Consider the following 25,744-nt stretch of genomic DNA (forward strand, 5'->3'; position numbering starts at 1 on the left):
AGCAAGGACATTCCCCGCCCGTGCTTGCCCCAGTTGGAAAGATGGCGTCGGCGGCGCAATCTGAACCCCTTTTTGTCACACGGTACACAAGGAGTTTTCGGAATGCGCCACGCTCTCTCTCCCCTGGTTCTGGCTCTGTGCGGCATGGGCCTGTGGTCTGCCGCTGCCCAGGCCCAGACCTTCAAAGAGCCCGACATCGTCAAGATCGGCTTCATCACCGACATGTCCAGCCTGTATGCCGACGTGGAAGGCAAGAACGGGGCGGTCGCCATCCAGATGGCCATCGATGACTTTGGCGGCAAGCTGCTGGGCAAGCCCATCGAACTGCTCACCGCCGACCACCAGAACAAGGCCGACATCGCCGCCAGCAAGGCCCGCGAATGGATCGACCAGCAGGACATCAGCCTGGTGTTTGGCGGCACGAACAGCGCCACCGCCCTGGCCATGGCCAAGGTCGCCCAGGAGAAGAAACGCATCTTTGTGGACAACGGCGCCGGCAGCTCGGCCCTGACCAATGAGCAGTGCAGCCCCTACACCGTGCACTACGCCTTCGACACCGTGGCCCTGGCCAAGGGCACGGGCAAGGCCGTGGTGGAAGCCGGGGGCAAGAGCTGGTTCTTCCTGACCGCCGACTACGCCTTCGGCCATGCGCTGGAAGCCGACACCTCCAAGATCGTCGAGGCCAATGGCGGCAAGGTGGTGGGTGCGGTCCGGACGCCGCTGAACGCCAGCGACTTCTCCAGCTTCATGCTGCAGGCCCAGAACAGCAAGGCCCAGATCCTGGGTCTGGCGAATGCCGGTGGCGACACCATCAACTCCATCAAGGCGGCCCGCGAATTCGGCGTCACCAAGGGCATGAAGCTGGCCGGTCTGCTGATTTTCTTCAGCGACATCCACAGCCTGGGCGTGAAGAACACCGAAGGCCTGCAGTTCACCACCAGTTGGTACTGGGACATGAACGACGAGTCGCGCAAGTTCGCCGACAAGTTCATGGCCAAGACCAAGCGCCGCCCCAGCGAAATCCAGGCCGCCGACTATTCGGCCACCATGACCTGGTTGCAGGCCGCCCAGCGCGCCGGCACGCTGGAAGCCGACAAGGTCATGGCCGAGTGGAAGAGCAAGCCCATCAAGGACTTCTTTGGCGAAGGCGTGATCCGCCCCGATGGCCGCTACGCCCACGACATGTACCTGATGGAAGTGAAGTCCCCGGCCGAATCCAAAGGCACCTGGGATTACTACAAGCTGATCAAGAAGCTGCCCGCCGACCAGGTCTGGACCACCAAGGCCGAAAGCAAGTGCCAGTACTGGAAGTGAACGGGTGACCCGGGCCCTGACGGCCCGGCCTCCGTTCAGGGCTGGTGCAACGGCAGGCGCACCCAGGTCTCCAGCCCAGGCTGCGCCAGCCGCCAGCCGATGCGCCCCTGGTGCAAGCGCACGATGGCCTTGACACTGGCCAACCCCAGGCCATGCCCCGGCTGCTGCTGGTGCTGCGGGTCGCGCACGAAATGCTCGGACAGGCGCTCGAGCATCGCGGGCGCCACGCCGGCACCATGGTCGCGCAACCGCAGTTGCACCTCGTGGCCCTGGCGCTGCAGGTGCACTTCCAGGCAGCGCTGCTCGGCGGACAGCCCGTATTTCAGGAAGTTGTCCAGCAGGTTGGACATCGCATTCGCCAGCAGGTGCGAGTCCCCCAGCACCCAGCCACCGGGCTCCAGTGCCAGCTGCAGTTCCACCTGCCGGTCACTGAACAGCGGTTCGTAGTACTCCAGCACCTCCTGCAGGACCTGCTGCAGATCCAGGGGCTCGAAGTTGTGCTGCCCCACCCCGGCCTCCACCTCGGCCAGCAACAGCATCTTGCTGAACAGGCGCTGCAGGTGGTCCAGCTCCTCCTGCACCTGGTCCAGCAGCGCCGGGCGCAGGCTTTCCGGCGCCAGCTTGGCCGCCTGCACCCGGTGCAATGCACGGTTCAACGGCGTGCGCAGGTTGTGCGCCACCATGTGCGAGACATGGCGGATACCGCGCACCAGTTGCTCCAGCTGTTCCAGCATCTGGTTGATGTCCTGCTCCAGCAGGCTGAACTCATCGCTCTTGCGGTTCATGGGAATGCGAAAGTGCAGGTTGCCCTGGCCAGCCTGGCGGATCGCCTGGCGGACTTCCGCGGCGCGCTTGTCCATCAGGCGGCGGAACACCATTGCGCCCAGCAGCGACAGGCCCACTGCCAGACCCAGTGCCAGCGCCGTGGCCTTCATGTAGCGGTGCTGGATGTCGGTCAGGGCCTGCAGGTCACTGCCAACAATCAAGAAGCGCTGCTGCCCCAGGTCGTCGATCTTGAGCCGGCCATTGAAGCTGCGCGCCTCCTGCTCCACGGGCAAATCCTGCAGCGCCGCCACGCGCGGCGCATGCACCAGGTCGATGGTGGCATTGCCCGCCCAGACCGCGCCATCCAGGTGCTGATAAATGAAGATCTCGTCCTGGCTGTCGATGCCGTCGCTGACTAGGCGCTGGATCTCCTCCACCAGTCCGGCCTCACCCTGCTGGGCATACACGCTGAGCAGGCGCTTGCTGTTGCGCAGCGCGTAGTCATCCAGCCGCTGGCTGACCGTGCCCACGATCTCCACGTAGTACACGGACAGCGTGCCCACCAGGATGCTGACCACCACGGCGCTGAAGCACAGCGCCAGCCGAAAGGAACTGGATTTCCAGGCCCGGTGCAAGGGCCCCAGCACGGGGTGTGTCGCCGTGGTCATTTACATCGCCACGGGCACGTCGATGCGGTAGCCCATGCCGCGGACCGTGCGGATCAGCGAAGGCCCGCCGCCCACGTCAATCTTCTGCCGCAGGTGGCTGATGTGCACGTCGATGATGTTGGTCTCGGGCTGGAAGTCGTAGGCCCAGACGTTCTCCAGCACCATGGTGCGCGTCACGGTCTGCCCGGCGTTCTTCAGCAGATAGCCCAGCAGCTTGAATTCGCGCGGGTTGAGTGCGATCCGCTCGCCCGCGCGGAACACCGCGTGCGCAATCAGGTCCACCTGCAGGTCCCCCAGCTGCAGCACATGGCTGGCTGGGGGCGTGGACGTTGCCGTGCGGCGCACCAGGGCCTCGATGCGGGCCTCCAGCTCCTCCATGATGAAAGGCTTGGGCAGGTAGTCGTCCGCCCCAGCCTTGAGGCAGCGCACGCGCTCGTCCGTCTGGCCCAGCGCGCTGACCACCATGGTCGGCGTGGTGTTGGCCACGGCCCGCAGGGCCTTGAGCACATCCAGCCCATCCACCCCCATGGGCAGCATGCGATCCAGCAAGATGCAATCCCAGGCGCGTGACAGCGCATGCTGCAGGCCGCTGTTGGCCTCGGTCACATGCACGACCTGGTAGGTGGCTGGACACAGGTTGCTGGAGATGTACTCCGCAATCGCTGCATCGTCTTCAATCAACAAAATATGCTTCATGCGTCAACACCACAACGGTGGGCACAGGACAAAGCCGCCCCAGGGGGCGGCAGGTTCACGAATGGCTCTGGGGCACCACCATGCCCCAGAGCCATTCTGTCGGGAAGCGCAGCGCGCTCAGATGTGAGATGTACGTAGGCTGCGGCGCAGGAACTTGAACAGGGTCCAGCCCAGCATGGCCAGGGTCACGTACAGCAGGGTGGCACTGATGGGCCGGTCAAAGAAGATGGCCGGATCGCCACGCGACAGCAGCAGCGCGCGGCGCAGGTTTTCCTCCACCATCGGCCCCAGGATGTAGCCCAGCAGCAGTGGCGCGGCCTCGAAGCGCAGCAGCATGAACAGGTAGCCCAGCACCCCCAGCCCGGCCACCATGTAGATGTCGAAGTGGTTGTTGTTGACGCTGTACACCCCCAGGGCCACGAACACCAGGATGGCGGGATAGAGCCAGGTGAACGGAATGCGCAGCAGCGACACCCAGATGCTGATGGTGGGAATGTTCAGCAGCACCAGCATCAGATTGCCGATGGCAAAGCTGACCACCAGGCCCCAGAACATTTCGGGCTGCTCGTTAATGAGCATCGGCCCGGGCGTGATGCCGTGGATGATCAGCGCCCCCAGCATGATGGCCATCACCGCATCCCCGGGAATGCCCAGCGACAGCGACGGCACGAAGGCGGTCTGCGCCGCGGCGTTGTTGGCGGACTCGGGGGCAGAAATGCCTTGCACGGCGCCCTGGCCAAACTGGCTGGGGTCCTTGGCCACACGCTTTTCAATCGCATACGACATGAACGCGGCAATCGACGGACCCACGCCTGGCAGCGCCCCCAGGGCCGAGCCCAGCGCCGAGCCACGCAGCATGGCGGGATAGCTGCGCCTCATCTCCTCGCGCGCGGGGATCATGGAGCGCAGCGTGACCTTCTCCACCTTCTGCGAGTCGTCCTGGCCGTGGATGTTGCGCACCACCTCGGCCACACCGAACAGGCCCATGGCCAGGGCCACCAGGTTGATGCCGTCCATCAGCTCCGGAATATCGAAGGTGAAGCGGGCGGCACCGGAATTCACGTCCGTGCCCACCATGCCCAGCAGCACACCCATGACCACCATCGCCAACCCCTTGACCGGGGAGCCGGTGCCCATGGACGAGGCCGCCACCAGGCCCAGCACCATCATGGCAAACAGTTCCGCGGGACCGAATTTCAGGCCCACCTCGGCAATCGCGGGCGAGAACAGCACCAGCAGCACCAGGCCGATCATGGCGCCGACCAGGGACGCGATCGTGGTGATGAACAGGGCAATGCCGGCCTTGCCGTTCTTGGCCATCGGGTAGCCATCCAGGCAGGTGACCGCCGACGCGGGCCCCCCGGGCAAATTCATCAGGATCGAGGCCGTCGATCCGCCGTACTGCGCGCCGTAGTACACGCCGGCCAGCATCACGATCGCCGCGGTGGGCGACATGTGGTAGGTCATCGGCAGCAGCAGCGAGATGGCCGCCAGGGCACCGATGCCGGGCAGGACGCCCACGGCCGTGCCGAGAAACACCCCCAGGAAGCAATACCACAGGATGGTGGGATCGGAAGCCACCTGCAGCCCCATCAACAGATTATTGAATAGTTCCATCGTGACAATCAGAATTCAGGAAACATGGAAATCGTCATATTCAGACCGACGATGAAAATCAGGACGGTAATCACGGCAATGATGCCGGCAATCACCAAGCGCATACCCATGTGCATCGGTTTGGGTAGGCTGGCCACCAATACGGCCACCATGGTGCTGAAAAATACGCCCAGGGTATTTAGCAAGAAGGCAAATACCACCAGCGACCCCAAGGAAGCCGCCAGACTGTCCCAGTGCACGACGATGCGGTCGCCTTGGCGGAACCAGGCGGGCAACACGATCAACACCCCCAGGGCAAACAGCACCCAGCCCAGGATCACCGGCATATACCCGGGCCCCATGCGCGCGGCGGAACCCATGGCGTAGCCGCTTCCAGCGATGGCAAAAAATAATCCGACCGCGGCCACAAACAGGCCGGCCAGAATATCCCGTAAATCTCTAGGTAACATCACACCTCCATTGCATTGAGGAGGCGTATCTTCATGGCAGAAATGGCGATTTTTTTACGTAATACCACCTAGCGCAGATTATATTAACCACGCTTCATGCAAAACATTAAAAAATAATCATGCAAATCCAATCCAGGTATTGATTTGCAGTTTTTTATTAAAAGGAATTAATTTTTCGACATCATCCAGGCATCGGGTAATGCAAAAAATAATCATCAAAGCCCCCAGGCCGTGTGCCTGAATACCACCCGCCACCTCACGGCCACGCCCCTGGGCCAGCGGGGGTATTCCGCAGCCCAGGGGCGCTTTGCTTTTCATAGCTATCAGCGCTTACCAGACAAGCGCTGATAGCCAATTTTGCACTTAACGCGCCGTGGTATCGCTGGCGATGGGGATGTAGAACTCCCCGCCCGTGCGGTTGAACTCCTCGGCCTTGGCCTGCATGCCGGCGGCAATCCCCTGCTCTTCGGCCACGCCCTGCTGCTTGGCAAAGTCGCGCACCTCCTGGGTGATCTTCATGGAGCAGAACTTGGGCCCGCACATGCTGCAGAAGTGGGCGACCTTGGCGCTGTCCTTGGGCAGGGTTTCGTCGTGAAAGGCGCGCGCCGTGTCGGGGTCCAGGCCCAGGTTGAACTGATCTTCCCAGCGGAAGTCGAAACGCGCTTGCGACAGCGCATCGTCGCGCGAACGCGCGCCCGGGTGGCCTTTGGCCACGTCGGCGGCGTGGGCCGCGATCTTGTACGCAATGATGCCCTGCTTGACGTCGTCGCGGTCGGGCAGGCCCAGGTGCTCCTTGGGCGTCACGTAGCACAGCATGGCCGTGCCGAACCAGCCGATCATGGCCGCGCCGATGGCCGACGCGATGTGGTCGTAGCCGGGGGCGATGTCGATGGTCAGCGGGCCCAGGGTGTAGAACGGCGCCTCGTGGCAGTGCTTGAGCTGCTCGGTCATGTTCGCCTGGATCATGTGCATGGGCACGTGGCCGGGGCCTTCGATCATGGTCTGCACGTCGTGCTTCCAGGCCACTTGCGTCAGCTCGCCCAGGGTCTTGAGTTCGGCAAACTGGGCGTCGTCGTTGGCGTCCGAGGCACAGCCAGGGCGCAGGCCGTCACCCAGGCTGAAGGATACGTCGTACTGCTTCATGATGTCGCAGATGTCCTCGAAGTGCTCGTACAGGAAGCTTTCGCGGTGGTGGGCCATGCACCACTTGGCCATGATGGAGCCGCCACGCGAGACGATGCCGGTGCGGCGCTGGGCCGTCAGGTGGATGTAGGCCAAGCGCACGCCGGCGTGGATGGTGAAGTAGTCCACGCCCTGCTCGGCCTGCTCGACCAGGGTGTCGCGGAAGATCTCCCAGGTCAGGTCTTCGGCAATGCCGCCGACCTTCTCCAGCGCCTGGTAGATGGGCACGGTGCCAATGGGCACGGGCGAGTTGCGCACGATCCAGTCGCGCGTGGTGTGGATGTTCTTGCCGGTGGACAGGTCCATGACATTGTCCGCGCCCCAACGGATGGCCCAGACCAGCTTTTCCACCTCTTCCTCGATGCTCGAGGTCACGGCCGAGTTGCCGATGTTGGCGTTGATCTTGACCTTGAAATTGCGCCCAATCGCCATGGGCTCGATCTCGGGGTGGTTGATGTTGGCCGGGATGATGGCGCGGCCGCGCGCCACTTCGTCGCGCACGAATTCGGGCGTGATGATCTTGGGGATGGCGGCGCCCAGGCTGTTGCCGGCCAGGCGTGCTTCCCGCGCCGCGTCCTGCTGGTACTGCGCCATCCATTCGCGGCGGCCGTTCTCGCGCAGGGCCACGTATTCCATCTCGGGCGTGATGATGCCGCGCTTGGCGTAGTGCATCTGGGTCACGTTCTGGCCGGATTTGGCGCGGCGCGGCTGGCGTTGCAGCGCGGCCGCCTCGGCGCGCAGTTGGGCCACGCGCGCGTCTTCCTCGCCACGCTTGCCGCCGTCGTCCAGCGCCACGCGCGGGCGGCCGACATAGAACTCGCTGTCACGACGCGCTTCGATCCAGGCGCCGCGCACGCTGGCCAGGCCCTGGCGCACGTCGATATGGGCGGTGGGGTCGGTGTAGGGGCCCGAGGTGTCATAGACGCTGACCTGCTCGCCGTTGGTCAGCGCGATGTCGCGCACCGGCACGCGCAGATCGGGGTGGATGGCACCGCTCAGGTAGCTTTTGGTGGATGCCGGAAATGGCTGGCGCGACTGGGCCAGCAGGTCGGCGAAACGGGCGGCATCGGGGGCATTGCCGGCGGCGGGCGTAAAGATGGCATCGGGGGCGTTCATCGCAGTCTCCAAAAAGCGTGTGAAGTTCATCAAACGCTCCGTGGAGTGCTGGGACGCTCTGATGGCGTGGGAGATGGCTGGCGCCATCCACCTTCGCCTGCACCTGGCTCCAGCCCTGGCATTGCTCCCACAATGCCTGACCGACGCCACCGGAATCCACCGATTCCGACCAAGGCTGCCACGCCCGGTGTTCCATCCCCAAAAAGACAAAACCCCAGTGCGCGAGGCGCCTGGGGTTTGCTGTGCCTGGGGATGGTGGGCACCTGCCTGGCCTTACAAAAGCCCATGTGCCTGTCCATTCCTGGCCCTGCTTCAGGGTCCCGCTCTTCTTCCGCCGGTATGAACCGGATCAAGTTCGTCGGGTTCGCTGGCCACTGTTTTCACAGCGGTTCGCATCTCAGCGCTTTCGCACACCCCGGAGCAGCCGTGAGTATAGGCGCATCTGCGCCGGCACTGGACACCGGGCAAACGCCTAGGCTTTCAGCATCAAAACCGACTCCAGCGCTTGTCAGGCATGCGCTGGCAGCTATCAATGCTGAAAATCAGACCACGATGGCACTGGCCGAGCCGACCTGCTTGCGCAGCTCGAACTTCTGGATCTTGCCAGTGCTGGTCTTGGGCAGTTCGCCAAACACCACGGCGCGCGGCACCTTGTAGCCAGCCAGGTGCTGCTTGCAGTGGGCCACGATGTCGGCCTCGCTGACCTGGGCGCCCGGCTTGATTTCCAGGAAGGCGCACGGAGTCTCGCCCCACTTGGGGTCGGGCTTGGCCACCACCGCCGCCGCCAGCACGGCGGGGTGGCGGTAGAGCACGTCCTCGACCTCGATCGAGGAGATGTTCTCGCCGCCGGAGATGATGATGTCCTTGCTGCGGTCCTTGATCTGGATGTAGCCATCGGGGTACTGCACGGCCAGGTCGCCGCTGTGGAACCAGCCGCCGCGGAAGGCATCGTCCGTGGCGCTGGGGTTCTTGAGGTAGCCCTTCATGGCGATGTTGCCACGGAACATGATCTCACCCATGGTCTCGCCATCCAGGGGCACGGGCTGCAGGGTCTCGGGGTCCATGACCCGCACTTCGCGCTGCAGGTGGTAGCGCACGCCCTGGCGGGCATTGAGGCGGGCACGCTCGCCAATGTCGAGTTGGTCCCAGCGCGCGTGCTTGGCGCAGACGGTGGCGGGGCCGTAGGTTTCGGTCAGGCCATAGACGTGGGTCAGGTCGAACCCCATGGCCTCCATGCCTTCGATCATCGAGGCCGGGGGCGCGGCACCGGCCACCATGGCCTTCACCCCGGCAGGGATGCCCTCTTTGAGCTCAGCCGGCGCATTCACCAGCAGGGATTGCACGATGGGCGCACCACAGTAGTGGGTGACGCCGTGCTCGCGCATGGCGTCAAAGATGGCCTTGGCCTCGACCCGACGCAGGCAGACATTGACCCCGGCGCGGGCCGCCACGGTCCAGGGGAAGCACCAGCCATTGCAGTGGAACATGGGCAAGGTCCACAGGTACACGCTGTGCTTGGGCATGTCCCACTCCAGCACGTTGCTGATGGCGTTGATGGCTGCACCGCGGTGGTGGTAGACCACGCCTTTGGGGTTGCCGGTGGTGCCACTGGTGTAGTTGAGGGCAATCGCATCCCACTCGTCCTCGGGCAGCTCCCAGGCATAGGCGGCATCGCCCTGGGCCACGAAGTCCTCGTAGCGGATGCTGCCGACCTGCACGGCGGCCTCGCCGTACAGGGCATCGTCCACCTGGATCACCAGAATGGGTTGGGTGCGTTCGCGCAACTGCAGGGCCTTGGCGATCACCGGTGCGAACTCAGGGTCCACGATCAAGGCCTTGGCTTCGCCGTGGTCCAGCATGAAGGCCAGGGCCTCGGCATCCAGGCGCGTGTTCAAGGTGTTCAGCACCGCCCCGGCCATGGGCACGCCGAAGTGGGCTTCCACCATCGGCGGTGTATTCGGCAGGATCACGGCCACGGTGTCGTTCTTGCCAATCCCGGCCTGGCGCAGGCTGCTGGCCAGCTGGCGGCAGCGCGCATAGGTCTGCGCCCAGGTCTGGCGCAAGTCACCGTGGATGATGGCCAGGCGCTCGGGGTAGACGCTGGCGGTGCGCTCTAGAAAGCTCAGCGGGGTCAGCGCTGCAAAGTTGGCGGCATTGCGATCCAGGTGTTGGTCGAAGGTGCTGGTCATGGCTGTTGTCTCCCTGTGGGTTGTGATTTTTGACGTGACCGTATGTTGGCATACCGCCGGCCGCACGCATGCTAAGCGTGGACCCCCAGGGTCCGCAAGTCACTTGACAAACCGGCAACGGCCCTGGGTTTGATGCGGCGCAATGTCACAAATTTCAGTATCCAGTGAAATGGGATTGCCATCTGGACTGGGTCTAAGCCAAGTCATCCATGGGAACACCCTGTGTGCATCCTGAGGTCGCACCGCCAGACGGAGCAGATGGCCACGGTCCGCTCGATCCGGGTTGTCCGTGCCTTTGAAAACGACAAGTGCTTTGGAGCCACACATGAAACTCAAACTGCGCCCCCTCGTTGCTGCTGCCATGACCGTTGCAGCCCTGGCATCCGCCGCCACCTGGGCGATGTCCCCCAACAACGAGCCAATCTCTCCCCTGGTCGCCCACAAGGTGACCAACCCCGCGATGGTGGAACTGGGCAAGAAGCTGTGGTTCGATCCACGCCTGTCCAAGTCCGGCTTCATTTCGTGCAACTCCTGCCACAACCTGTCCATGGGCGGCAGCGACAACCTCAAGACCTCGATCGGCCACAACTGGGCCGAAGGCCCCATCAATTCGCCCACGGTGCTGAACTCCAGCCTCAACGTGGCCCAGTTCTGGGATGGCCGTGCCGCCAACCTGAAGGAACAAGCCGGTGGTCCGATTGCCAACCCCATGGAGATGGCGTTCACTCACGAGCTGGCGGTGGACATGCTGAACTCCATCCCCGGCTACCTGGGCGAGTTCAAGCAGGTGTTCAAGAAGGATAAGATCGACATTGACCAGGTGACCGATGCGATCGCCGCCTTCGAAGAAACCCTGGTGACCCCCAACTCGCGCTTTGACAAGTGGCTCAAGGGCGACCAGAAGGCACTGAGCAAGGACGAGCTGGAAGGCTACAAGCTGTTCCGCGACAGCGGCTGCGTGGCCTGCCACAACGGCACGGCCGTGGGCGGCAACTCCTTCCAGCGCATGGGCGTGGTCGAAGCCTACAAGACCAACAACCCCGCCGAAGGCCGCGTGGCAGTGACCGGCACCGATGCCGACCGCTTCAACTTCAAGGTACCCACCCTGCGCAACGTCGAGCTGACCTACCCCTACTTCCACGACGGTGCGGCGGACACGCTGAGCGAAGCCGTGGACACCATGGGCCGCATTCAGCTGGGCAAGAAGTTCACGCCCCAGGAGAACGCCAAGATCGTGGCCTTCCTGAAGACCCTGACCGGCGATCAGCCCCAGTTGACCATGCCCATCCTGCCGCCCTCCAGCGACAAGACCCCGCGCCCCCAGCCTTTCGCTAAAAAGTAAGAACGTCTGGTCCTCGGGACTTTGCGCTGACTTTTGAGCGCGCATTCATCCGCCAAGGTGCTGCAGCGCCTTGTGCGGATGCCGCTTTTTCAGGTTCTCACCACCCACCGACATGACAGCCCAGCCTCTTTCCGCCTCCCACACCACCACCCCACACGCCCTGGAAGCCCGGCTGCGCAGCGCGGACATCCAGCCAACACGCCAGCGCATGGCGATTGCCCAGGTGCTGCTGCATGCCCCCGTACACCTGGCGGCCGACGACATCCTGGCCGCAGCACGCAAGCTGCTGCCCAGCCTGTCCCGGGCCACGGTCTATAACACCTTGCCGCTGTTTGTCGAAAAAGGCCTGCTGCGTGCCTTGCGCCTGGATCCCGAGCGCACGGTCTACGACTCCCGCACCGACACGCACTCGCACATCTACCATGAAGACACGGGAACCCTGGAAGACCTGCCGGCCGAAATGCTGCAGTGGCCCAGCATTCCGGACATTCCCGCACACCTGGAGCTGGTGGGTCTGGATCTCATCGTGCGGGTCCGCCAGAAAACCGTGCATCCCCAGCCTCAGTGATGCCATTTTTCCGGGTCAATGACTGACATCCCGGGTGGGGTATTTGCAAAAAACCCAATGATCAATCTTGCCATTCAATAATTATAGAAATCTATTAATCATTTAAAAATCAATCACTTAAAACAAAAATATGTCTCTCAAAGAATGCCTTTTATCACCAAAAGAAAACATGTTTTATATAAGACATCTTTTACGAAAAAATGGCCTTTCTGCTGACAGACTGCCATTTCGTTCCTACAATCCATCCCATCGCCACACACAGTGCGGCGAGACAAACAAATGAGGAATGCTCTGGGACTCACCAGAGCGGAGGAGGCCAGGCCTGCATCACTGATGCAGGCCTTTTTTCTTGGGCCACGTAAAAAAACTCCACCCAGCGCCCTGGGCGCACTGGATGGAGTTTTTCAAGCGTGCGCGACGTAGAGAATCAGCCCGTGTTGCGCAAGCCGGCCGCGATCCCGTTGATGGAGATATGGATGCCGTTTTTCAGGCGTTCATCCACCTGACCGGCACGCCAGCGCCGCACCAGTTCCACCTGCAGGTGGTGCAGCGGGTCGATGTACGGGAAACGGTGGCGAATCGAACGCGCCAGCGCCGGGTTACTGGCCAAGCGGTCCTTCTCTTCCGTGATGCGCGCCAAGGCATCGGTGGTGCGCAGCCACTCGGCTTCGATGCTGGAGAAGATGCGTTTGCGCAGGCGGGTGTCGGTCACCAGCTCGCTGTAGCGCGATGCCAGGGCCAGATCGCTTTTGGCGATGACCATGTCCATGTTCGACAGCAGCGTGCGGAAAAACGGCCACTGGCGGTACATTTTTTGCAGCAATGCCAGCTGACGGCGTGGATCCGCCCCCTCCAGCTGCACAAAGGCCTCCACCGCAGAACCAAAGCCATACCAGCCTGGCAAGGTCAAGCGGCACTGCCCCCAGCTGAACCCCCAGGGGATGGCACGCAGATCTTCAATCGCCTGCGTGGCTTTGCGTGACGCCGGGCGTGAGCCGATGTTGAGTTCGGCAATCTCCCGGATGGGTGTGGAGCCGAAGAAGTAGTCGGCAAACCCCGGGGTCTCGTACACCAGCTTGCGATAGGCCGCCATGCTGGCCTGGGACAGCTGCTCTGCCGCCTGCAGATAGGCCTTGGTGGCCGGCTTGGTGGGCTGCAGCAACGTGGCCTCCAGCGTGGCGGCAACCAGGGTCTCCAAGTTGCGCCGGCCGATCTCCGGATTCGCATACTTGGAGGCAATCACCTCGCCCTGCTCGGTCAGACGGATCTGGCCGCGCACGGTGCCTGGGGGCTGCGCCAGGATGGCCTGGTAGCTGGGGCCACCGCCGCGGCCCACCGTGCCGCCACGGCCATGAAACATGCGCAGCCGCAAGCCATGCTGCTGACCCAGTTGATCGAACAGCTCTACCAGCGCCAGCTCGGCCTGGTACAGCTCCCAGTTGCTGGTGAAAATGCCGCCATCCTTGTTGCTGTCGCTATAACCCAGCATGATGTCCTGCACGCCGCCCGAACGCTGCAGCAGCGCGGCTACACCGGGGATGGCGTAGTAGGCCTGCATGATGTCGGCGGCGGCGCGCAGATCACCGACGGTCTCAAATAAGGGCACGACGATCAGATCCAGTCGGGCATCCGGCTGGTCCAGGCAGCCCTGCAGCAGGCCCACCTCTTTTTGCAGCAGCAGCACTTCCAGCAGGTCGCTAACTGTTTCGGTGTGGCTGATGATGTAGTGGATGATGGCATCCCGCCCATAACGGGCACGCATCTCCTTGGCAGCCTCGAAAATCGCCAGTTCACTGCAGGCCAAATCCGAATACTGACCGGCCACCACGCGCAGTGGCCGCGGCTCCTGCAACAAACGCTGCAGCAACGCGCACTTGTGGGCCTCATCCAGCTGCGCGTAGTTGGCGTCGACCTGGGCCACCGCCACCAACTCCGCCACCACCGCCTCATGCTTGTCCGAGCTTTGGCGCAAATCCACCGTCGACAGGCAGAAACCGAACACCTTCACCGCGCGAATCAAGGGGTTCAGGCGCTGCGCGGCTAGGCTCTCGCCATGGTGGGCACGCAGGGAATCGCCAATCACCAGCAGATCGCTGAGCAGTTCCTCGGCCTGCACATACGGGTTCTGCGGCGCCACGGCATGGCGGGCCGCTTGCCCCCCAGTCAGGTGTTCCAGCGTGGCGGCCAGACGCGCATAAATACCGGTCAAGGCACGGCGATAAGGTTCGTCCTGGCGGTGTGGATTGCTGTCCGGGGATGCATTCGCCAGCGCCCGCATTGCTGCCGACACATCCACCAGGCGCACCGACATGGACAGCTCGGCCCCCAGGTAGTGCACCTCGGTCAGGTAGTGGCGCAGCACCACTTCGCTTTGGCGGCACAGCGCCAGCTTCAGTGTGTCGGCCGTGACATTCGGGTTGCCATCGCGATCCCCGCCAATCCACTGCCCCATGCGCAGGAAGCTGTGGATGGAACGCCCTTCCAGCGCATCCTCCAGCGCAGCGTAGATCCTGGGCACTTCGCGCAGAAAAGTGGCCTCGTAATAGCTCAAGGCGTTTTCGATTTCATCGGCCACCGTGAGCTTGGAATACCGCAACAAGCGCGTCATCCACAGCTGCGCCACGCGGGCACGCAACATGGACTCATTGCTGGCCAGTTCACGCGGCGTGAGTGCGTCCTTGGCGCTGTTGAACAGCTGGGCACGGGCCTGGATGTCATCGCGCTCCACCAGCAGGCGGGCGATGTCGTGCTCGGCCTGCAAGATGCTCTGCCGCTGCACCTCGGTGGGGTGGGCCGTCAGCACCGGGGAGACATAGGCCTGGGCCAGGGTCTGCGCGATCTCATCGGGCGTGATGCCGGCCCAGCGCAGGCGCGACAGGGCCACCTCGACGCTGCCCTCCTGCGTATTGCCGGCACGCTCGTGCACCGCCCGGCGACGGATGTGGTGCCGGTCTTCAGCCAGGTTCGCCAGATGGGAAAAGTAGGTGAAGGCACGGATCACACTGACCGTCTGGTCCGTGCTCAGCCCCTTGAGCAGCTTCTTCAGCGCCTTGTCGGCCTCATGGTCGTGGTCGCGGCGAAAGGCCACCGACAACTGGCGCACCTGCTCGATCAGCTCATAGACCGCGACCCCTTCCTGCTCGCGAATGATGTCGCCCAGAATGCGCCCCAGCAGACGGATGTCCTCGATCAGCGGCAAATCCTTGTCGTGCTTGCGTGCCGCCCTGGCCTGCAAAGAAGCAGCGTTTTGATCTTGGTCGTTCTTTCGCGCAGCAAGCTTTTTCATGAATACTCCCACCGGTTTCTATGGCAACTTGCCATGCTAGCATCCCCCGTTGATCCGAAGGCACACGCCAAACCACTGAAGTCATGACCCTCGCCACACCCCTCCCCCCGCTTGTCATCGCCACCCGTGAGAGCCGCCTGGCGTTGTGGCAGGCCGAGCATGTCAAGGCCTTGCTGCAAGCACAGGGGCACCAGGTGCAACTGCTGGGCATGACCACCAAGGGCGACCAGATCCTGGACCGCACCCTGTCCAAGGTCGGTGGCAAGGGGCTGTTCGTCAAGGAGCTGGAAGTGGCCCTGGAAGAAGGCACCGCCCACATCGCCGTGCACTCGCTCAAGGACGTGCCCATGGACATGCCGGATGGCTTTGCCCTGGCCTGCGTGATGGAGCGCGAAGACCCCCGTGACGCCTTCGTGTCGCCCCGTTACGCCGACCTGGATGCCCTGCCCCAGGGCGCTGTCGTCGGCACGTCCAGCCTGCGCCGCCAGGTGCTGCTGCAGGCGCTGCGCCCCGACCTGAAGATCGAACCCTTGCGCGGCAACCTCGACACCCGCCTGCGCAAACTGGACGAAGGCCAGTACGACGCCATCGTTCTCGCCGCAGCAGGCCTGAAGCGCCTGGGCATGACCGACCGCATCCGCAGCATCTTCGAGCCCACCGCCATGCTGCCCGCCGCGGGCCAGGGCGCCCTGGGCATCGAGATTCGCACCGACCGCCAGGACCTGGCGCAGGCATTGGCACCGCTGGTCCACATGCCAACCTGGCTGCGCGTGGCCGCCGAGCGTGCCGTCAGCCGCGGCATGGGGGGCAGCTGCTCGGTCCCCCTGGCCGCCCATGCCGTGCTGGACGCGGGCCAGATGCGCCTGGATGCCGCCTGGGGCGACCCCGAAGGCGTCCTGCCGCTAGTGCAGGTGCAACAGACCGCCCCAGTTTCCACGCTGGAACAGGCCGAAGCCCTGGGTACGGACGTAGCACGCCGCCTGCAGGCGGGCGGTGCCAAGGTCTGCAGCAACGCATAGCACTGCCGGATGCTGCCGCTGCTCGTTGTCACCCGTCCACAACCGGACGCCACGCTGTGGACACAGCAGCTGCAGGCGGCCGGCGTGCCCAGCCACTGCCTGCCCCTGATGGAGATCGGCCCCAGCCGTAGCCCCGCGGCCCAGGCAGCGTTGGCCTGCGCACTGCAACAGCTGGACACCTACAGCGCCCTGATGTTCGTCAGCGGCAATGCCGTACGCTATTTCGCCGACCAGTTGCAGACCGCGCACCGTGCCTGGCCTGCCCAGGCGCGCATCTGGACTCCCGGCCCCGGCACCACCAAGGCCTTGCTGGCCGCCGGCGTGCCCCTGGCACAGATCGACCAGCCTGCGGCCGATGCCGCGCAGTTTGACTCCGAGTCCTTGTGGGCCCAGATCCAGACCCAGGTCCGCACCGGCCAGCGCGTGCTGATCGTGCGCGGTGGCGACGGGCAGGATGCCGCGGGCCGTGGCCGGGTCTGGCTGACCGAGCAGTTGCAGCGCCAGGGGGTGCAGGTGGACTTTGCCCCGGTGTATGAGCGCCACCCCCCCGCCGATGGCGCGGCCTTGCTGCAGGACATCGCCGCGTTGCGCGCGCAGAATGCCCTCTGGCTGTTCAGCAGCTCCGAATGTGTGCAACATTTGCGACTGAGCAACCCCGCCTGGTCCTGGCAAGCGCACACCGCCTTGGCCACTCATCCGCGGATTGCCCAGCAAGCGCGCGACGCGGGTTTCGGCACCGTGATCGACACACCGCCCACCGTGCAAGGCATTGTGGCCTCGATAAAATCATTGCATGACCTCCCCTGACAGCGCCCCCATTGCCTCGCAGGCCGTACCGTTTGAAAAACCCGGCGTTCCCCACGCCGCCACGCCGGCCTGGGCGTGGCTGTCCCTGGTGGTCGGCGCCACCGGCCTGGGCTGCAGCCTGATGCTCTGGCAGAAAGTCGATGGCATGCAGGAACAGCTGGCCCGGCAGACGGCCGAGGCCACCACCCAGGCCGTCGAGGCCCGCGCCCTGGCGCGGGAGTCGCAGGACCTGGTGCGGGATGCCAGCGCCAAGCTGTCGGTGATGGAAGCCCGCGTGAACGAGGTCAGCCTGCAGCGCGGCCAGTTGGACACGCTGGTGCAAAACCTCACCCGCTCGCGCGACGAAACCCTGGTGGTGGATCTGGAGTCGGCCATCCGCATGGCCCAGCAACAGGCCCAGCTGACAGGCAGCACGGAGCCCCTGGTAGCCGCCCTGCACCACAGCATCAAGCGCCTGGAGCGCTCCACCCAGCCACGCCTGATCACCGTGCAGCAAGCCATGGAACGGGATCTGGAGCGCCTGTCCCGAACCGCGGTCACCGACACCGCCAGCCTGCTGGCCCGCCTGGACGATGTGGTGCGCCTGGTCGATGACCTGCACGTGCAAAACAGCGCCCCCTTGCAGGACACCCAGCGGCAACCCGAGCGCAAGGCGCCACAGCCGCAGGCCGCGCAAGATGCCACCCTCACCCCCGCGCAGTGGGCGTGGTGGAGCAACTGGGGCCACAGAATCTGGCAGGGCACGCTTGATGAAGCCCGCGATCTGCTGCGCGTCAGCCGCATCGAGCACGCCGACGCCATGCTGATGGCGCCCGAGCAAGCCTTCTTCCTGCGCGAGAACCTCAAGTTCAAGCTGCTGAACGCCCGCCTGGCCGTGCTGGCGCGCCAGTTCGATGCGGCCCGCGCCGACATCGGTGCGGCCCAGGCCTCGCTGAACAAGTACTTCGAGGTCGGATCGCGCCGCACCCACCAGGCCCAATCGGTCCTGGCCCAGCTGCAGACGCATTTGCAAGCCACCCAACAACCGTCGCTGGAAGACACGCTGACCGCGCTGTCCACCGCAGCGACCGGGCTGTAAGCGCGCGAAAGGACTTCCACCATGATGCGCGCAGCACTTTGGTTTGTCGGCCTGTTCGCCGTGGCCGTCGCTCTGGCTTTGTTCGCTGGCAACAACCAGGGCATGGTCAGCCTGTTCTGGCACCCGTACCGGGTGGACCTGTCTCTCAACATGGTGCTGCTGCTGCTGTTCACCGTGTTCGCCCTGGCCTATGCGGCCTTGCGGGCCTTCTCGGCCCTGGTCATGCTGCCCCACCAAGCCAAGCGCTGGCGCCAGCAGCAAAAGGAACGCAACCTCTACCAGGCGCTGGTGGCTAGCTTCTCGCACCTGCAGGCGGGCCGCTATGTGCGGGCGCGCAAGTCGGCGCAGACCCTGCTCAAGCTCAGCGACGAGCTGCGCCACGAGGACGCGCACTTCGCCCAGGACAGTCACCTGCGGGCAATCGCCCACATGCTGGCCGCCGACAGCGCCCATGCCCTGCGCGATGTGGCGGCGCGCGACAGCCATTACGAGCAGGCGCTGGACGATGTGCCGCTCAACGGCAGCCTGCAGCAGCAGGAAATCCGCGAAGGCGCCCAGATGCGTGCCGCGCGCTGGGCCCTGGATGACCGCGATCCCCAGGAAGCCCTGCAGCGCCTGGAACAGCTCCCCCCCGGCGCCAGCCGGCGCACCATGGCCTTGCGCATCCAGCTCAAGGCCAGCCGCCTGGCGCATGCCACGCACTCCGCCCTGGAAACCGCCCGCCTGCTGGCCAAGCACGGCGGCCTGTCCCCGGAAGCGGCCGCCAGCATCATCCGCGGCCTGGTGATCGAACAGATCCAGCACACCCACGATGCCGAGCAACTGCAACAGACCTGGCGCAGCCTGCACCCGGCCGACCGCGACGCGCCCGACATCGCCCTGGCCGCCGCGCGCAAGCTGGTGGAACTGCAAGGCGATGCCCAGCAAGCGCGCAGCTGGCTGCTGCCGGTGCTGGAGCAGTTCATCCAGTCGCCCCAGTCCCTGACCAGCACGCAGGCCCTGCGCCTGTTCACCGTCCTGCCCCAGGCGCTGGACGGGCTGGACGCCACCTGGCTGGCCCGGCTGGAAACGGCCTACCGCGCCGCACCGCATGAGCCCCGGCTGCAATACCTGGCCGGTATGGCCTGCATGGAGCAGCAGCTGTGGGGCAAGGGTGAGCAATTGCTGCAAGGCGCGGTCATGCGCCTGGACGATGCCCCGCTGCGCGCGCGGGCCTGGACGGCCCTGGCCGTTGTGGCCGAACAGCGCGAAGACAGCCAGGCCGCGGCCCAGGCCTGGCGCCAGGCAGCCTTACAGAACCAGCAATAACCATAGCTGCCAACGCTTGCTGCACCTGCGTCCAACGCCAATTTGACTACAAACAATGCCCCACCCCACCCATCGCTGGGTTGGGTCGGTAAAATCACCCTCAATCCGTCCTTTCAGCTAACAGCTCACCGACGGCATCCCGTACGCTGGATGCCGTTTTCATTTGCGAATCCGCCATGAGTGAATCCATTGCCCAGCCGGGCCTGAACAGCCTGTCCAAATCCTTTGAACCTGCCGCGCTGGAAGCCCACTGGGGCCCCGAGTGGGAAAAGCGTGGCTATGGCAACGCAGGCTACCGCGGCACGGGCGCGCCCGGTGCCGAGGCCACCGCGGCAGGCCACAACTTCGCCATCCAGCTGCCCCCCCCCAATGTGACCGGCACGCTGCACATGGGCCACGCGTTCAACCAGACCATCATGGACTCGCTGACGCGCTACCACCGCATGAAGGGCTACAACACGGCCTGGATCCCTGGCACCGACCACGCCGGCATCGCCACCCAGATCGTGGTGGAGCGCCAGCTGCAGACCCAGGGCGTGAGCCGCTATGACCTGGGCCGCGACGCCTTCACCCAGAAGATCTGGGAGTGGAAGGAAAAGTCCGGCAACACCATCACCACGCAGATGCGCCGCATGGGCGACACCGTGGACTGGAGCCGCGAGTACTTCACCATGGACGACAAGCTGTCCCAGGTGGTGACCGAGACCTTCGTCAAGCTGTACCAGCAAGGCCTGATCTACCGCGGCAAGCGCCTGGTGAACTGGGACCCGGTGCTGCAGTCGGCCGTGTCCGATCTGGAAGTCGAGAACCAGGAAAAGGACGGCTCGCTGTGGCACATCGCCTACCCGCTGAGCAGCGGTGAAGGCCAGCTGGTGGTGGCCACCACCCGCCCCGAAACCATGCTGGGCGACGTGGCCGTGATGGTCCACCCCGAAGACGAGCGCTACCAGCACCTGATCGGCCAGACCGTGACCCTGCCGCTGGTGGGCCGCGAAATCCCGATCATTGCCGACGACTACGTGGACCGCGAGTTCGGCACCGGCGTGGTGAAGGTCACACCGGCACACGACCAGAACGACTACCAGGTCGGCCAGCGCCACAAGCTGCCGATGATCTGCGTGCTGACGCTGACCGCCACCATCAACGACGAGGCGCCCGAGAAGTACCGTGGACTGGACCGCTTCGTGGCCCGCAAGGCCATCGTCGCCGACCTGGAAGCCCTGGGCCTGCTGGTCGAGACCAAGAAGCACAAGCTGATGGTGCCGATCTGCGACCGGACCGGCCAGGTGATCGAGCCCATGCTGACCGACCAGTGGTTCATCGCTATGAGCAAGGTCAGCGACCAGGACCCGACCGGCAAGTCCATCGCCCAGAAGGCCATCGATGCTGTGGCCTCTGGCGAAGTGCAATTTGTGCCCGAGAACTGGGTCAACACCTACAACCAGTGGATGAACAACATCCAGGACTGGTGCATCTCGCGCCAGCTGTGGTGGGGCCACCAGATTCCGGCCTGGTATGACGAAGCAGGCAATCTCTACGTCGCCAAGAACGAAGCCGAAGCCCAGGCCCAGGCCCCCGGCAAGACCCTCACGCGCGACCCGGACGTGCTGGACACCTGGTACTCGTCCGCCATGGTGCCGTTCTCCACCATGGGCTGGCCCGGCCAGACCGACGCTGCCGATGACGACTACAACCTCTACCTGCCCTCCTCGGTGCTGGTCACGGGCTACGACATCATCTTCTTCTGGGTGGCGCGCATGATCATGATGACCACGCACTTCACCGGTCGCGTGCCGTTCAAGCATGTCTACATCCACGGCCTGGTGCGCGATGCGCAAGGCAAGAAGATGTCCAAATCCGAAGGCAATGTGCTGGACCCGGTCGACCTGATCGACGGCATCTCGCTGGAGCCGCTGCTGGACAAGCGCACCACCGGCCTGCGCAAGCCCGAAACTGCACCCCAGGTGCGCAAGAACACGCAAAAGGAATTCCCCGAAGGCATTCCCGCCTACGGTGCCGACGCGCTGCGCTTCACCTTTGCCGCCCTGGCCTCGCTGGGTCGCTCCATCAACTTCGACAGCAAGCGCTGTGAGGGCTACCGCAACTTCTGCAACAAGCTGTGGAACGCCAGCCGCTTTGTGTTGATGAACTGTGAAGGCTACGACTGCGGCCTGCAGGACCACACCGCCGCCGACTGCGCCGGTGGCTATCTGCAGTTCAGCCAGCCTGACCGCTGGATCGTGTCGCAGCTGCAGAAGGTCGAGGCCGAAGTGGCCAAGGGCTTTGCCGAGTACCGCCTGGACAACGTGGCCAACGCCATCTACGACTTTGTCTGGAACGAGTTCTGCGACTGGTACCTGGAAATCGCCAAGGTGCAGATCCAGACCGGCAACGCAGCCCAGCAGCGCGCCACGCGCCGCACGCTGATCCGCACGCTGGAGACCATCCTGCGCCTGGCCCACCCCATCATCCCCTTCGTCACCGAAGAGCTGTGGCAGAAGGTGGCCCCCGTGGCTGGCCGTGCCGGCGACTCCATCGCCGTGGTGGCCTACCCCGAGGCCCAGCCCGAGAAGATCGACGAAGCTGCGATCGCCTACGTGGGCCGCATCAAGCAGATGGTCGACGCCTGCCGCACCCTGCGCGGCGAGATGGGGGTCTCCCCCGCCCAGCGCCTGCCGCTGCTGGCCCAGGGCGACAACGCCGAGGCCGCCGACTTCCTGCGCGCCAATGCCGACGTGCTGAAGAACCTGGCCAAGCTCAGCGAGGTCAAGGTCTTCGACCACGAAGCCACCTGGCAGGCCGAAGCCCAGTCCGCCCCGGTGTCCGTGGTGGGCGATGCCCGCCTGGCGCTGTTCGTGGAAATCGACGTGGCCGCTGAGAAGGCCCGCCTGTCGAAGGAAGCGCTGCGCCTGGAAGGCGAGATCGCCAAGGCCAACGGCAAGCTGAGCAACGAAGCCTTCTGCGCCAAGGCCCCCGCCGCCGTGCTGGAACAGGAAAAGAAGCGCGTGGCGGAATTTGGCGCCACCCTGGCCCGCATTCAGGAGCAACTGGCCCGCCTGGGCTGATATGCTTTCTCGCTGAGCAACCCAAGGCGCAGGCAACTGCGCCTTTTTGCCATCCAGAACTCGAAAAGGAATTTGCATGTCCCACCCCACCCGCGTCCGCAAAGCCGTGTTCCCCGTGGCCGGCCTGGGCACCCGCTTTCTGCCGGCCACCAAGGCTTCGCCCAAGGAGATGCTGCCCGTGGTGGACAAGCCGCTGATCCAGTACGCCGTGGAAGAAGCCTATGAGGCCGGCATCCGCGACATGATCTTTGTCACCGGACGCAGCAAGCGCGCCATCGAAGACCACTTCGACACCGCCTACGAGCTGGAGAACGAGCTGGAAAACGCCGGCAAGCATGCCATGCTGGACTTGGTGCGCAGCATTGCCCCGGCCGACATGAACTGCCTGTTCGTGCGCCAGCCCCGCAGCCTGGGCCTGGGCCACGCCGTGCTGTGTGCCGAGCCCCTGGTGGGCCAGGAGGCCTTTGCCGTCATCCTGGCCGACGACCTGATGCGCGGCACCCAAGGCGGCCCGGGCGTGATGAAGCAAATGGTGGATGCGTTTGCCAAGCAGGGCCGCTCGCTCCTCGCCGTGCAGGAGGTGCCGCTGGAGCACACCAAGCGCTACGGCATCGTCAAGGGCGAGCCGGCCGGCGGCCCGCTGCTGCGCATCGACGAGATCGTGGAAAAACCCGCCCCCGAGAAGGCCCCCTCGCGCATGGGCGTGGCCGGCCGCTACGTGCTGACGCCGCGCATCTTTGACGAAATCCGCAACCAGCCCCAGGGCGTGGGTGGCGAGATCCAGCTGACCGATGCCATCGAGCGCCTGATGGCGCACGAGACCGTCTACGCCTTCCAGTACGCGGGCAAGCGCTACGACTGCGGCAGCAAGGAAGGCTTCCTGGAAGCCACGGTGGAGCTGGCCCTGCAGCACCCCGACGTGGGTGCACATTTCCGCGAGTACTTGAAAAACCTGAGCATCTGACGCGCGGCCATCCTGCGCTTCCAATACAAAAGGCCTGCAAATGCAGGCCTTTTGTGCGCTAACAGCTATGCAATTTCAAGATCGCATCAGCGGCGGCGCAGGATGTGGATGTACTCGCCGCCCACCGTGTCCTGCTGCACCAGCTCGTTGCCGGTCTGCTTGGCAAAGGCCTGGAAGTCGCGCAGCGAACCGTTGTCGGTGGCCACCACCTTGAGCAACTGGCCGCTGACCATCTCCGCCAGCGCCTTCTTGGCCTTCAGGATGGGCAAGGGGCAGTTCAGACCCCGGGTGTCAATTTCCTTGTGGATGTCCATGGCGTGTGTTCCTGTAACAAGCGGTCATTGTAGGCAGCCGCACCGCGCAGCGCCGCAACTGTGGTTTTGACTCACCATTGCGGGGGCAGCACGAAGCGCTCGTCGTGGCTCCAGTGCTGCAGGGGCCACTTGGCCGGATCCGGCTCGGGCGACTGGTTGGGCCTGAACGCGCCAAACTGCGGCTCCAGCCCTTTGCTGCGCACCCAGTGCGCCAAGGCGTAGCCTGTGCCCGATGGCCAGCAGCGCGCCTCCTGCGGCGTTTTCCATTGGTACTCCACCAGTTCCGGCGAAAGCTTGACCTCGCCATCCACACGCACGTGGTAGGCAATCAGCACCTGGTTCATGCGCAGGAATTCCCACGAGCCCAGAATGCGCAGCGCCTTGACGCGCAGGCTGGTTTCTTCCTGCACCTCGCGGCAAATGCCGGCCTCGGGCGACTCACCCGCCTCCATGAAGCCGGTGATCAGGCCAAACATGCCCTCCTGCCACAGCGCATTGCGCGCCAGCAGCACCTGCCCGTCATCGTTTTCCACCACGGCCGCCAGCACCGGCGTCGGGTTGCCCCAGTGCGTCCAGTCGCACGCCGGGCAGCGCAGCCGCTCCTTCAGTCCCCCATCCTCCTGCTGCGCCACCCGCTGCAGGGTGGTGGCACAACTGGGGCAAAAACGCATTTCATGGCTCATCAGGCCCTACCTTCCGTGCACACAGAGCAAAAAAAGGCCGCTGGGATGCGGCCTGGGTTCCGGTCCACCGCTCAGGCGGGGAACACACCCGTCGACAGATAGCGATCGCCGCGGTCGCAGACGATGAACACAATGGTGGCATTGCGCTCACGCTTGGCAATCTCCTGCGCGACCCAGCAGGCCCCGGCGGCCGAGATGCCGGCAAAGATGCCTTCCTCGCGCGCCATGCGGCGGCACATGTCCTCGGCGTCGTCCTGGCTCACGTAGACCAGCTCGTCCACCAGGGAGGCGTCGTAGATCTTGGGCAGGTACTCCTCGGGCCACTTGCGGATGCCGGGAATGCGCGAACCTTCCGAAGGCTGGGCACCAATGATCTTGACGTTGGGGTTCTTTTCCTTGAGGAACTTGCCCACGCCGGTGATGGTGCCGGTCGTGCCCATGGCGCTGACGAAGTGCGTCACCTCGCCAAAGGTCTGTGCCCAGATCTCGGGGCCCGTGGTCTCGTAGTGCGCGCGCGGGTTGTCTTGATTGGCAAACTGGTCCAGCACCACGCCCTTGCCCTGGGCCACCATCTGGTCGGCCAGGTCGCGCGCATATTCCATGCCGCCGCTCTTAGGCGTCAGGATCAGCTCGGCCCCGTAGGCCTTCATGGTCTGGGCGCGTTCGATCGACAGGTCCTCGGGCATGATCAGCACCATGCGGTAGCCCTTGATGGCCGCTGCCATGGCCAGGGCGATGCCGGTGTTGCCCGAGGTGGCCTCGATCAGCGTGTCGCCGGGCCGGATCTCGCCGCGCTCCTGCGCACGCTGGATCATGGACAGCGCGGGGCGGTCCTTCACCGAACCGGCCGGGTTGTTCCCTTCCAGCTTGCCCAACACCACATTTCCACGCTCTGCATTTGCGGCTGCCTCGATGCGCTGCAAGGCCACCAGCGGGGTGGAACCAATGGCAGCTTCGATGGAGAGATATTTGTTTTGCATTCCATAAATGTGCCATAATTCGCGTCTGCGCTGATGACGCCCGGGTGGTGAAATTGGTAGACGCAGGGGACTCAAAATCCCCCGCCGCAAGGCGTGCCGGTTCGATTCCGGCCCCGGGCACCACAACACGGTTGTATGCCACGTCATCACGCACATCCAGAATTACCGCGAGGTGGAGCAGTCTGGTAGCTCGTTGGGCTCATAACCCAAAGGTCGTTGGTTCAAATCCAGCCCTCGCAACCAACCCCCAAAAGGCTTGTCGCACTGCGCCAAGCCTTTTTTGTTGTTGCCTCAAGTTGCGCGCTTGGCATCTCACGGCTTGGCACTGGCAGCC

The 25,744-nt window shown here is 64.3% G+C and carries 20 protein-coding genes, 2 tRNA genes and 1 riboswitch; of the genes, 11 read left to right on the forward strand and 11 right to left on the reverse strand.

Going from position 1 to position 25,744, the window contains the following annotated elements:
- The first annotated feature begins 102 nt into the window (after positions 1 to 102).
- Positions 103 to 1,314, forward strand: a complete 1,212-nt coding sequence (locus KAQ61_RS10945) for an ABC transporter substrate-binding protein (protein ID WP_210929190.1) — start codon at positions 103 to 105, stop codon at positions 1,312 to 1,314.
- 35 nt (positions 1,315 to 1,349) lie between these two features.
- Here KAQ61_RS10945 and KAQ61_RS10950 read toward each other — a convergent pair whose 3' ends face one another.
- From KAQ61_RS10950 to KAQ61_RS10980, 7 genes are all read right to left on the reverse strand, one after another.
- A complete protein-coding gene (locus tag KAQ61_RS10950) occupies positions 1,350 to 2,747 on the reverse strand; it encodes a sensor histidine kinase (RefSeq protein WP_210929191.1) in 1,398 nt (465 codons plus the stop codon).
- Positions 2,748 to 3,443, reverse strand: coding sequence for a response regulator transcription factor (locus tag KAQ61_RS10955; protein WP_042413894.1), 696 nt, complete (start codon positions 3,441 to 3,443; stop codon positions 2,748 to 2,750).
- Positions 3,444 to 3,560: 117 nt separating this feature from the next.
- The gene (locus KAQ61_RS10960; RefSeq protein ID WP_042413897.1) at positions 3,561 to 5,060 is read right to left on the reverse strand and encodes a tripartite tricarboxylate transporter permease; all 1,500 of its coding nucleotides are present in this window, start codon (positions 5,058 to 5,060) and stop codon (positions 3,561 to 3,563) included.
- A gap of 8 nt (positions 5,061 to 5,068) precedes the next feature.
- Positions 5,069 to 5,509, reverse strand: coding sequence for a tripartite tricarboxylate transporter TctB family protein (locus KAQ61_RS10965; protein ID WP_210929192.1), 441 nt, complete (start codon positions 5,507 to 5,509; stop codon positions 5,069 to 5,071).
- A 117-nt stretch (positions 5,510 to 5,626) separates the two neighbouring features.
- A complete protein-coding gene (locus KAQ61_RS10970) occupies positions 5,627 to 5,827 on the reverse strand; it encodes a hypothetical protein (RefSeq protein WP_210929193.1) in 201 nt (66 codons plus the stop codon).
- A gap of 45 nt (positions 5,828 to 5,872) precedes the next feature.
- Entirely contained in the window at positions 5,873 to 7,807 is a 1,935-nt protein-coding gene (thiC, locus tag KAQ61_RS10975) for a phosphomethylpyrimidine synthase ThiC (protein ID WP_244982871.1), read from the reverse strand.
- 309 nt (positions 7,808 to 8,116) lie between these two features.
- Positions 8,117 to 8,235, reverse strand: a riboswitch (TPP riboswitch).
- A 114-nt stretch (positions 8,236 to 8,349) separates the two neighbouring features.
- Entirely contained in the window at positions 8,350 to 9,996 is a 1,647-nt protein-coding gene (locus tag KAQ61_RS10980; RefSeq protein WP_183301902.1) for an acyl-CoA synthetase, read from the reverse strand.
- 325 nt (positions 9,997 to 10,321) lie between these two features.
- On the opposite strand from KAQ61_RS10980, the gene KAQ61_RS10985 reads away from it, so the two are divergent.
- Together KAQ61_RS10985 and KAQ61_RS10990 are read left to right on the forward strand one after the other, a co-directional pair.
- Positions 10,322 to 11,338 (forward strand): cytochrome-c peroxidase, encoded by a 1,017-nt coding sequence (locus KAQ61_RS10985; RefSeq protein ID WP_043386976.1) that lies wholly within the window; start codon positions 10,322 to 10,324, stop codon positions 11,336 to 11,338.
- Between the two features lie 112 nt (positions 11,339 to 11,450).
- A complete protein-coding gene (locus KAQ61_RS10990; protein WP_210929194.1) occupies positions 11,451 to 11,906 on the forward strand; it encodes a Fur family transcriptional regulator in 456 nt (151 codons plus the stop codon).
- Between the two features lie 427 nt (positions 11,907 to 12,333).
- On the opposite strand, the gene ppc is transcribed toward KAQ61_RS10990, so the two are convergent.
- On the reverse strand, positions 12,334 to 15,192 hold the full coding sequence (gene ppc, locus KAQ61_RS10995; RefSeq protein WP_210929195.1) for a phosphoenolpyruvate carboxylase: 2,859 nt from the start codon (positions 15,190 to 15,192) through the stop codon (positions 12,334 to 12,336).
- A gap of 83 nt (positions 15,193 to 15,275) precedes the next feature.
- Here ppc and hemC point away from each other — a divergent pair, with 83 nt between their 5' ends.
- The 6 genes from hemC (at position 15,276) to galU (ending at position 23,433) form a co-directional block, all read left to right on the forward strand.
- Positions 15,276 to 16,211 (forward strand): hydroxymethylbilane synthase, encoded by a 936-nt coding sequence (gene hemC, locus KAQ61_RS11000; protein WP_210929196.1) that lies wholly within the window; start codon positions 15,276 to 15,278, stop codon positions 16,209 to 16,211.
- Positions 16,212 to 16,220: 9 nt separating this feature from the next.
- A complete protein-coding gene (locus KAQ61_RS11005; protein WP_154164765.1) occupies positions 16,221 to 17,018 on the forward strand; it encodes a uroporphyrinogen-III synthase in 798 nt (265 codons plus the stop codon).
- Positions 17,005 to 18,096: a uroporphyrinogen-III C-methyltransferase gene (locus KAQ61_RS11010; RefSeq protein WP_045267148.1), complete on the forward strand. Its 1,092-nt coding sequence runs from the start codon at positions 17,005 to 17,007 to the stop codon at positions 18,094 to 18,096. The genes KAQ61_RS11005 and KAQ61_RS11010 overlap by 14 nt, the downstream gene beginning before the upstream one ends.
- Before the next feature lie 24 nt (positions 18,097 to 18,120).
- Positions 18,121 to 19,404 (forward strand): heme biosynthesis protein HemY, encoded by a 1,284-nt coding sequence (locus KAQ61_RS11015; protein WP_154164772.1) that lies wholly within the window; start codon positions 18,121 to 18,123, stop codon positions 19,402 to 19,404.
- Between the two features lie 176 nt (positions 19,405 to 19,580).
- Positions 19,581 to 22,469 carry a valine--tRNA ligase gene (locus tag KAQ61_RS11020; RefSeq protein WP_210929197.1) on the forward strand — a complete coding sequence of 963 codons (2,889 nt, stop codon included), beginning with the start codon at positions 19,581 to 19,583 and terminating at the stop codon, positions 22,467 to 22,469.
- Between the two features lie 76 nt (positions 22,470 to 22,545).
- The gene (gene galU / locus KAQ61_RS11025; RefSeq protein WP_183301910.1) at positions 22,546 to 23,433 is read left to right on the forward strand and encodes a UTP--glucose-1-phosphate uridylyltransferase GalU; all 888 of its coding nucleotides are present in this window, start codon (positions 22,546 to 22,548) and stop codon (positions 23,431 to 23,433) included.
- Between the two features lie 86 nt (positions 23,434 to 23,519).
- On the opposite strand, the gene KAQ61_RS11030 is transcribed toward galU, so the two are convergent.
- The 3 genes from KAQ61_RS11030 to cysM all read right to left on the reverse strand — a co-directional run bounded on the left by KAQ61_RS11030 (position 23,520) and on the right by cysM (position 25,410).
- Positions 23,520 to 23,747 (reverse strand): sulfurtransferase TusA family protein, encoded by a 228-nt coding sequence (locus KAQ61_RS11030; protein ID WP_042413925.1) that lies wholly within the window; start codon positions 23,745 to 23,747, stop codon positions 23,520 to 23,522.
- 71 nt (positions 23,748 to 23,818) lie between these two features.
- Positions 23,819 to 24,430 (reverse strand): NUDIX domain-containing protein, encoded by a 612-nt coding sequence (locus KAQ61_RS11035; protein ID WP_042413927.1) that lies wholly within the window; start codon positions 24,428 to 24,430, stop codon positions 23,819 to 23,821.
- Between the two features lie 71 nt (positions 24,431 to 24,501).
- On the reverse strand, positions 24,502 to 25,410 hold the full coding sequence (cysM, locus tag KAQ61_RS11040; protein ID WP_210929198.1) for a cysteine synthase CysM: 909 nt from the start codon (positions 25,408 to 25,410) through the stop codon (positions 24,502 to 24,504).
- 38 nt (positions 25,411 to 25,448) lie between these two features.
- On the opposite strand from cysM, the gene KAQ61_RS11045 reads away from it, so the two are divergent.
- Positions 25,449 to 25,533: transfer RNA gene (locus KAQ61_RS11045), tRNA-Leu, on the forward strand.
- Between the two features lie 43 nt (positions 25,534 to 25,576).
- Positions 25,577 to 25,653, forward strand: a tRNA-Met gene (locus KAQ61_RS11050).
- Positions 25,654 to 25,744: the final 91 nt, after the last annotated feature.

Origin of the sequence: Comamonas aquatica (genome assembly GCF_018064205.1) — a bacterium.
GTDB lineage: Bacteria > Pseudomonadota > Gammaproteobacteria > Burkholderiales > Burkholderiaceae_C > Comamonas > Comamonas aquatica.

Coding starts and splice junctions, on each gene's coding strand:
- hemC (WP_210929196.1), top strand. CDS start 15,276: ATGACCCTCGCCACACCCCTCCCCCCGCTTGTCATCGCCACCCGTGAG.
- KAQ61_RS10985 (WP_043386976.1), top strand. CDS start 10,322: ATGAAACTCAAACTGCGCCCCCTCGTTGCTGCTGCCATGACCGTTGCA.
- KAQ61_RS10980 (WP_183301902.1), bottom strand. CDS start 9,996: ATGACCAGCACCTTCGACCAACACCTGGATCGCAATGCCGCCAACTTT.
- KAQ61_RS10965 (WP_210929192.1), bottom strand. CDS start 5,509: ATGTTACCTAGAGATTTACGGGATATTCTGGCCGGCCTGTTTGTGGCC.
- KAQ61_RS10990 (WP_210929194.1), top strand. CDS start 11,451: ATGACAGCCCAGCCTCTTTCCGCCTCCCACACCACCACCCCACACGCC.
- KAQ61_RS11030 (WP_042413925.1), bottom strand. CDS start 23,747: ATGGACATCCACAAGGAAATTGACACCCGGGGTCTGAACTGCCCCTTG.
- galU (WP_183301910.1), top strand. CDS start 22,546: ATGTCCCACCCCACCCGCGTCCGCAAAGCCGTGTTCCCCGTGGCCGGC.
- KAQ61_RS10950 (WP_210929191.1), bottom strand. CDS start 2,747: ATGACCACGGCGACACACCCCGTGCTGGGGCCCTTGCACCGGGCCTGG.
- KAQ61_RS10970 (WP_210929193.1), bottom strand. CDS start 5,827: ATGAAAAGCAAAGCGCCCCTGGGCTGCGGAATACCCCCGCTGGCCCAG.
- KAQ61_RS11010 (WP_045267148.1), top strand. CDS start 17,005: ATGACCTCCCCTGACAGCGCCCCCATTGCCTCGCAGGCCGTACCGTTT.
- KAQ61_RS10960 (WP_042413897.1), bottom strand. CDS start 5,060: ATGGAACTATTCAATAATCTGTTGATGGGGCTGCAGGTGGCTTCCGAT.
- KAQ61_RS11035 (WP_042413927.1), bottom strand. CDS start 24,430: ATGAGCCATGAAATGCGTTTTTGCCCCAGTTGTGCCACCACCCTGCAG.
- KAQ61_RS11015 (WP_154164772.1), top strand. CDS start 18,121: ATGCGCGCAGCACTTTGGTTTGTCGGCCTGTTCGCCGTGGCCGTCGCT.
- KAQ61_RS11020 (WP_210929197.1), top strand. CDS start 19,581: ATGAGTGAATCCATTGCCCAGCCGGGCCTGAACAGCCTGTCCAAATCC.
- KAQ61_RS10955 (WP_042413894.1), bottom strand. CDS start 3,443: ATGAAGCATATTTTGTTGATTGAAGACGATGCAGCGATTGCGGAGTAC.
- thiC (WP_244982871.1), bottom strand. CDS start 7,807: ATGAACGCCCCCGATGCCATCTTTACGCCCGCCGCCGGCAATGCCCCC.
- KAQ61_RS10945 (WP_210929190.1), top strand. CDS start 103: ATGCGCCACGCTCTCTCTCCCCTGGTTCTGGCTCTGTGCGGCATGGGC.
- KAQ61_RS11005 (WP_154164765.1), top strand. CDS start 16,221: ATGCTGCCGCTGCTCGTTGTCACCCGTCCACAACCGGACGCCACGCTG.
- cysM (WP_210929198.1), bottom strand. CDS start 25,410: ATGCAAAACAAATATCTCTCCATCGAAGCTGCCATTGGTTCCACCCCG.
- ppc (WP_210929195.1), bottom strand. CDS start 15,192: ATGAAAAAGCTTGCTGCGCGAAAGAACGACCAAGATCAAAACGCTGCT.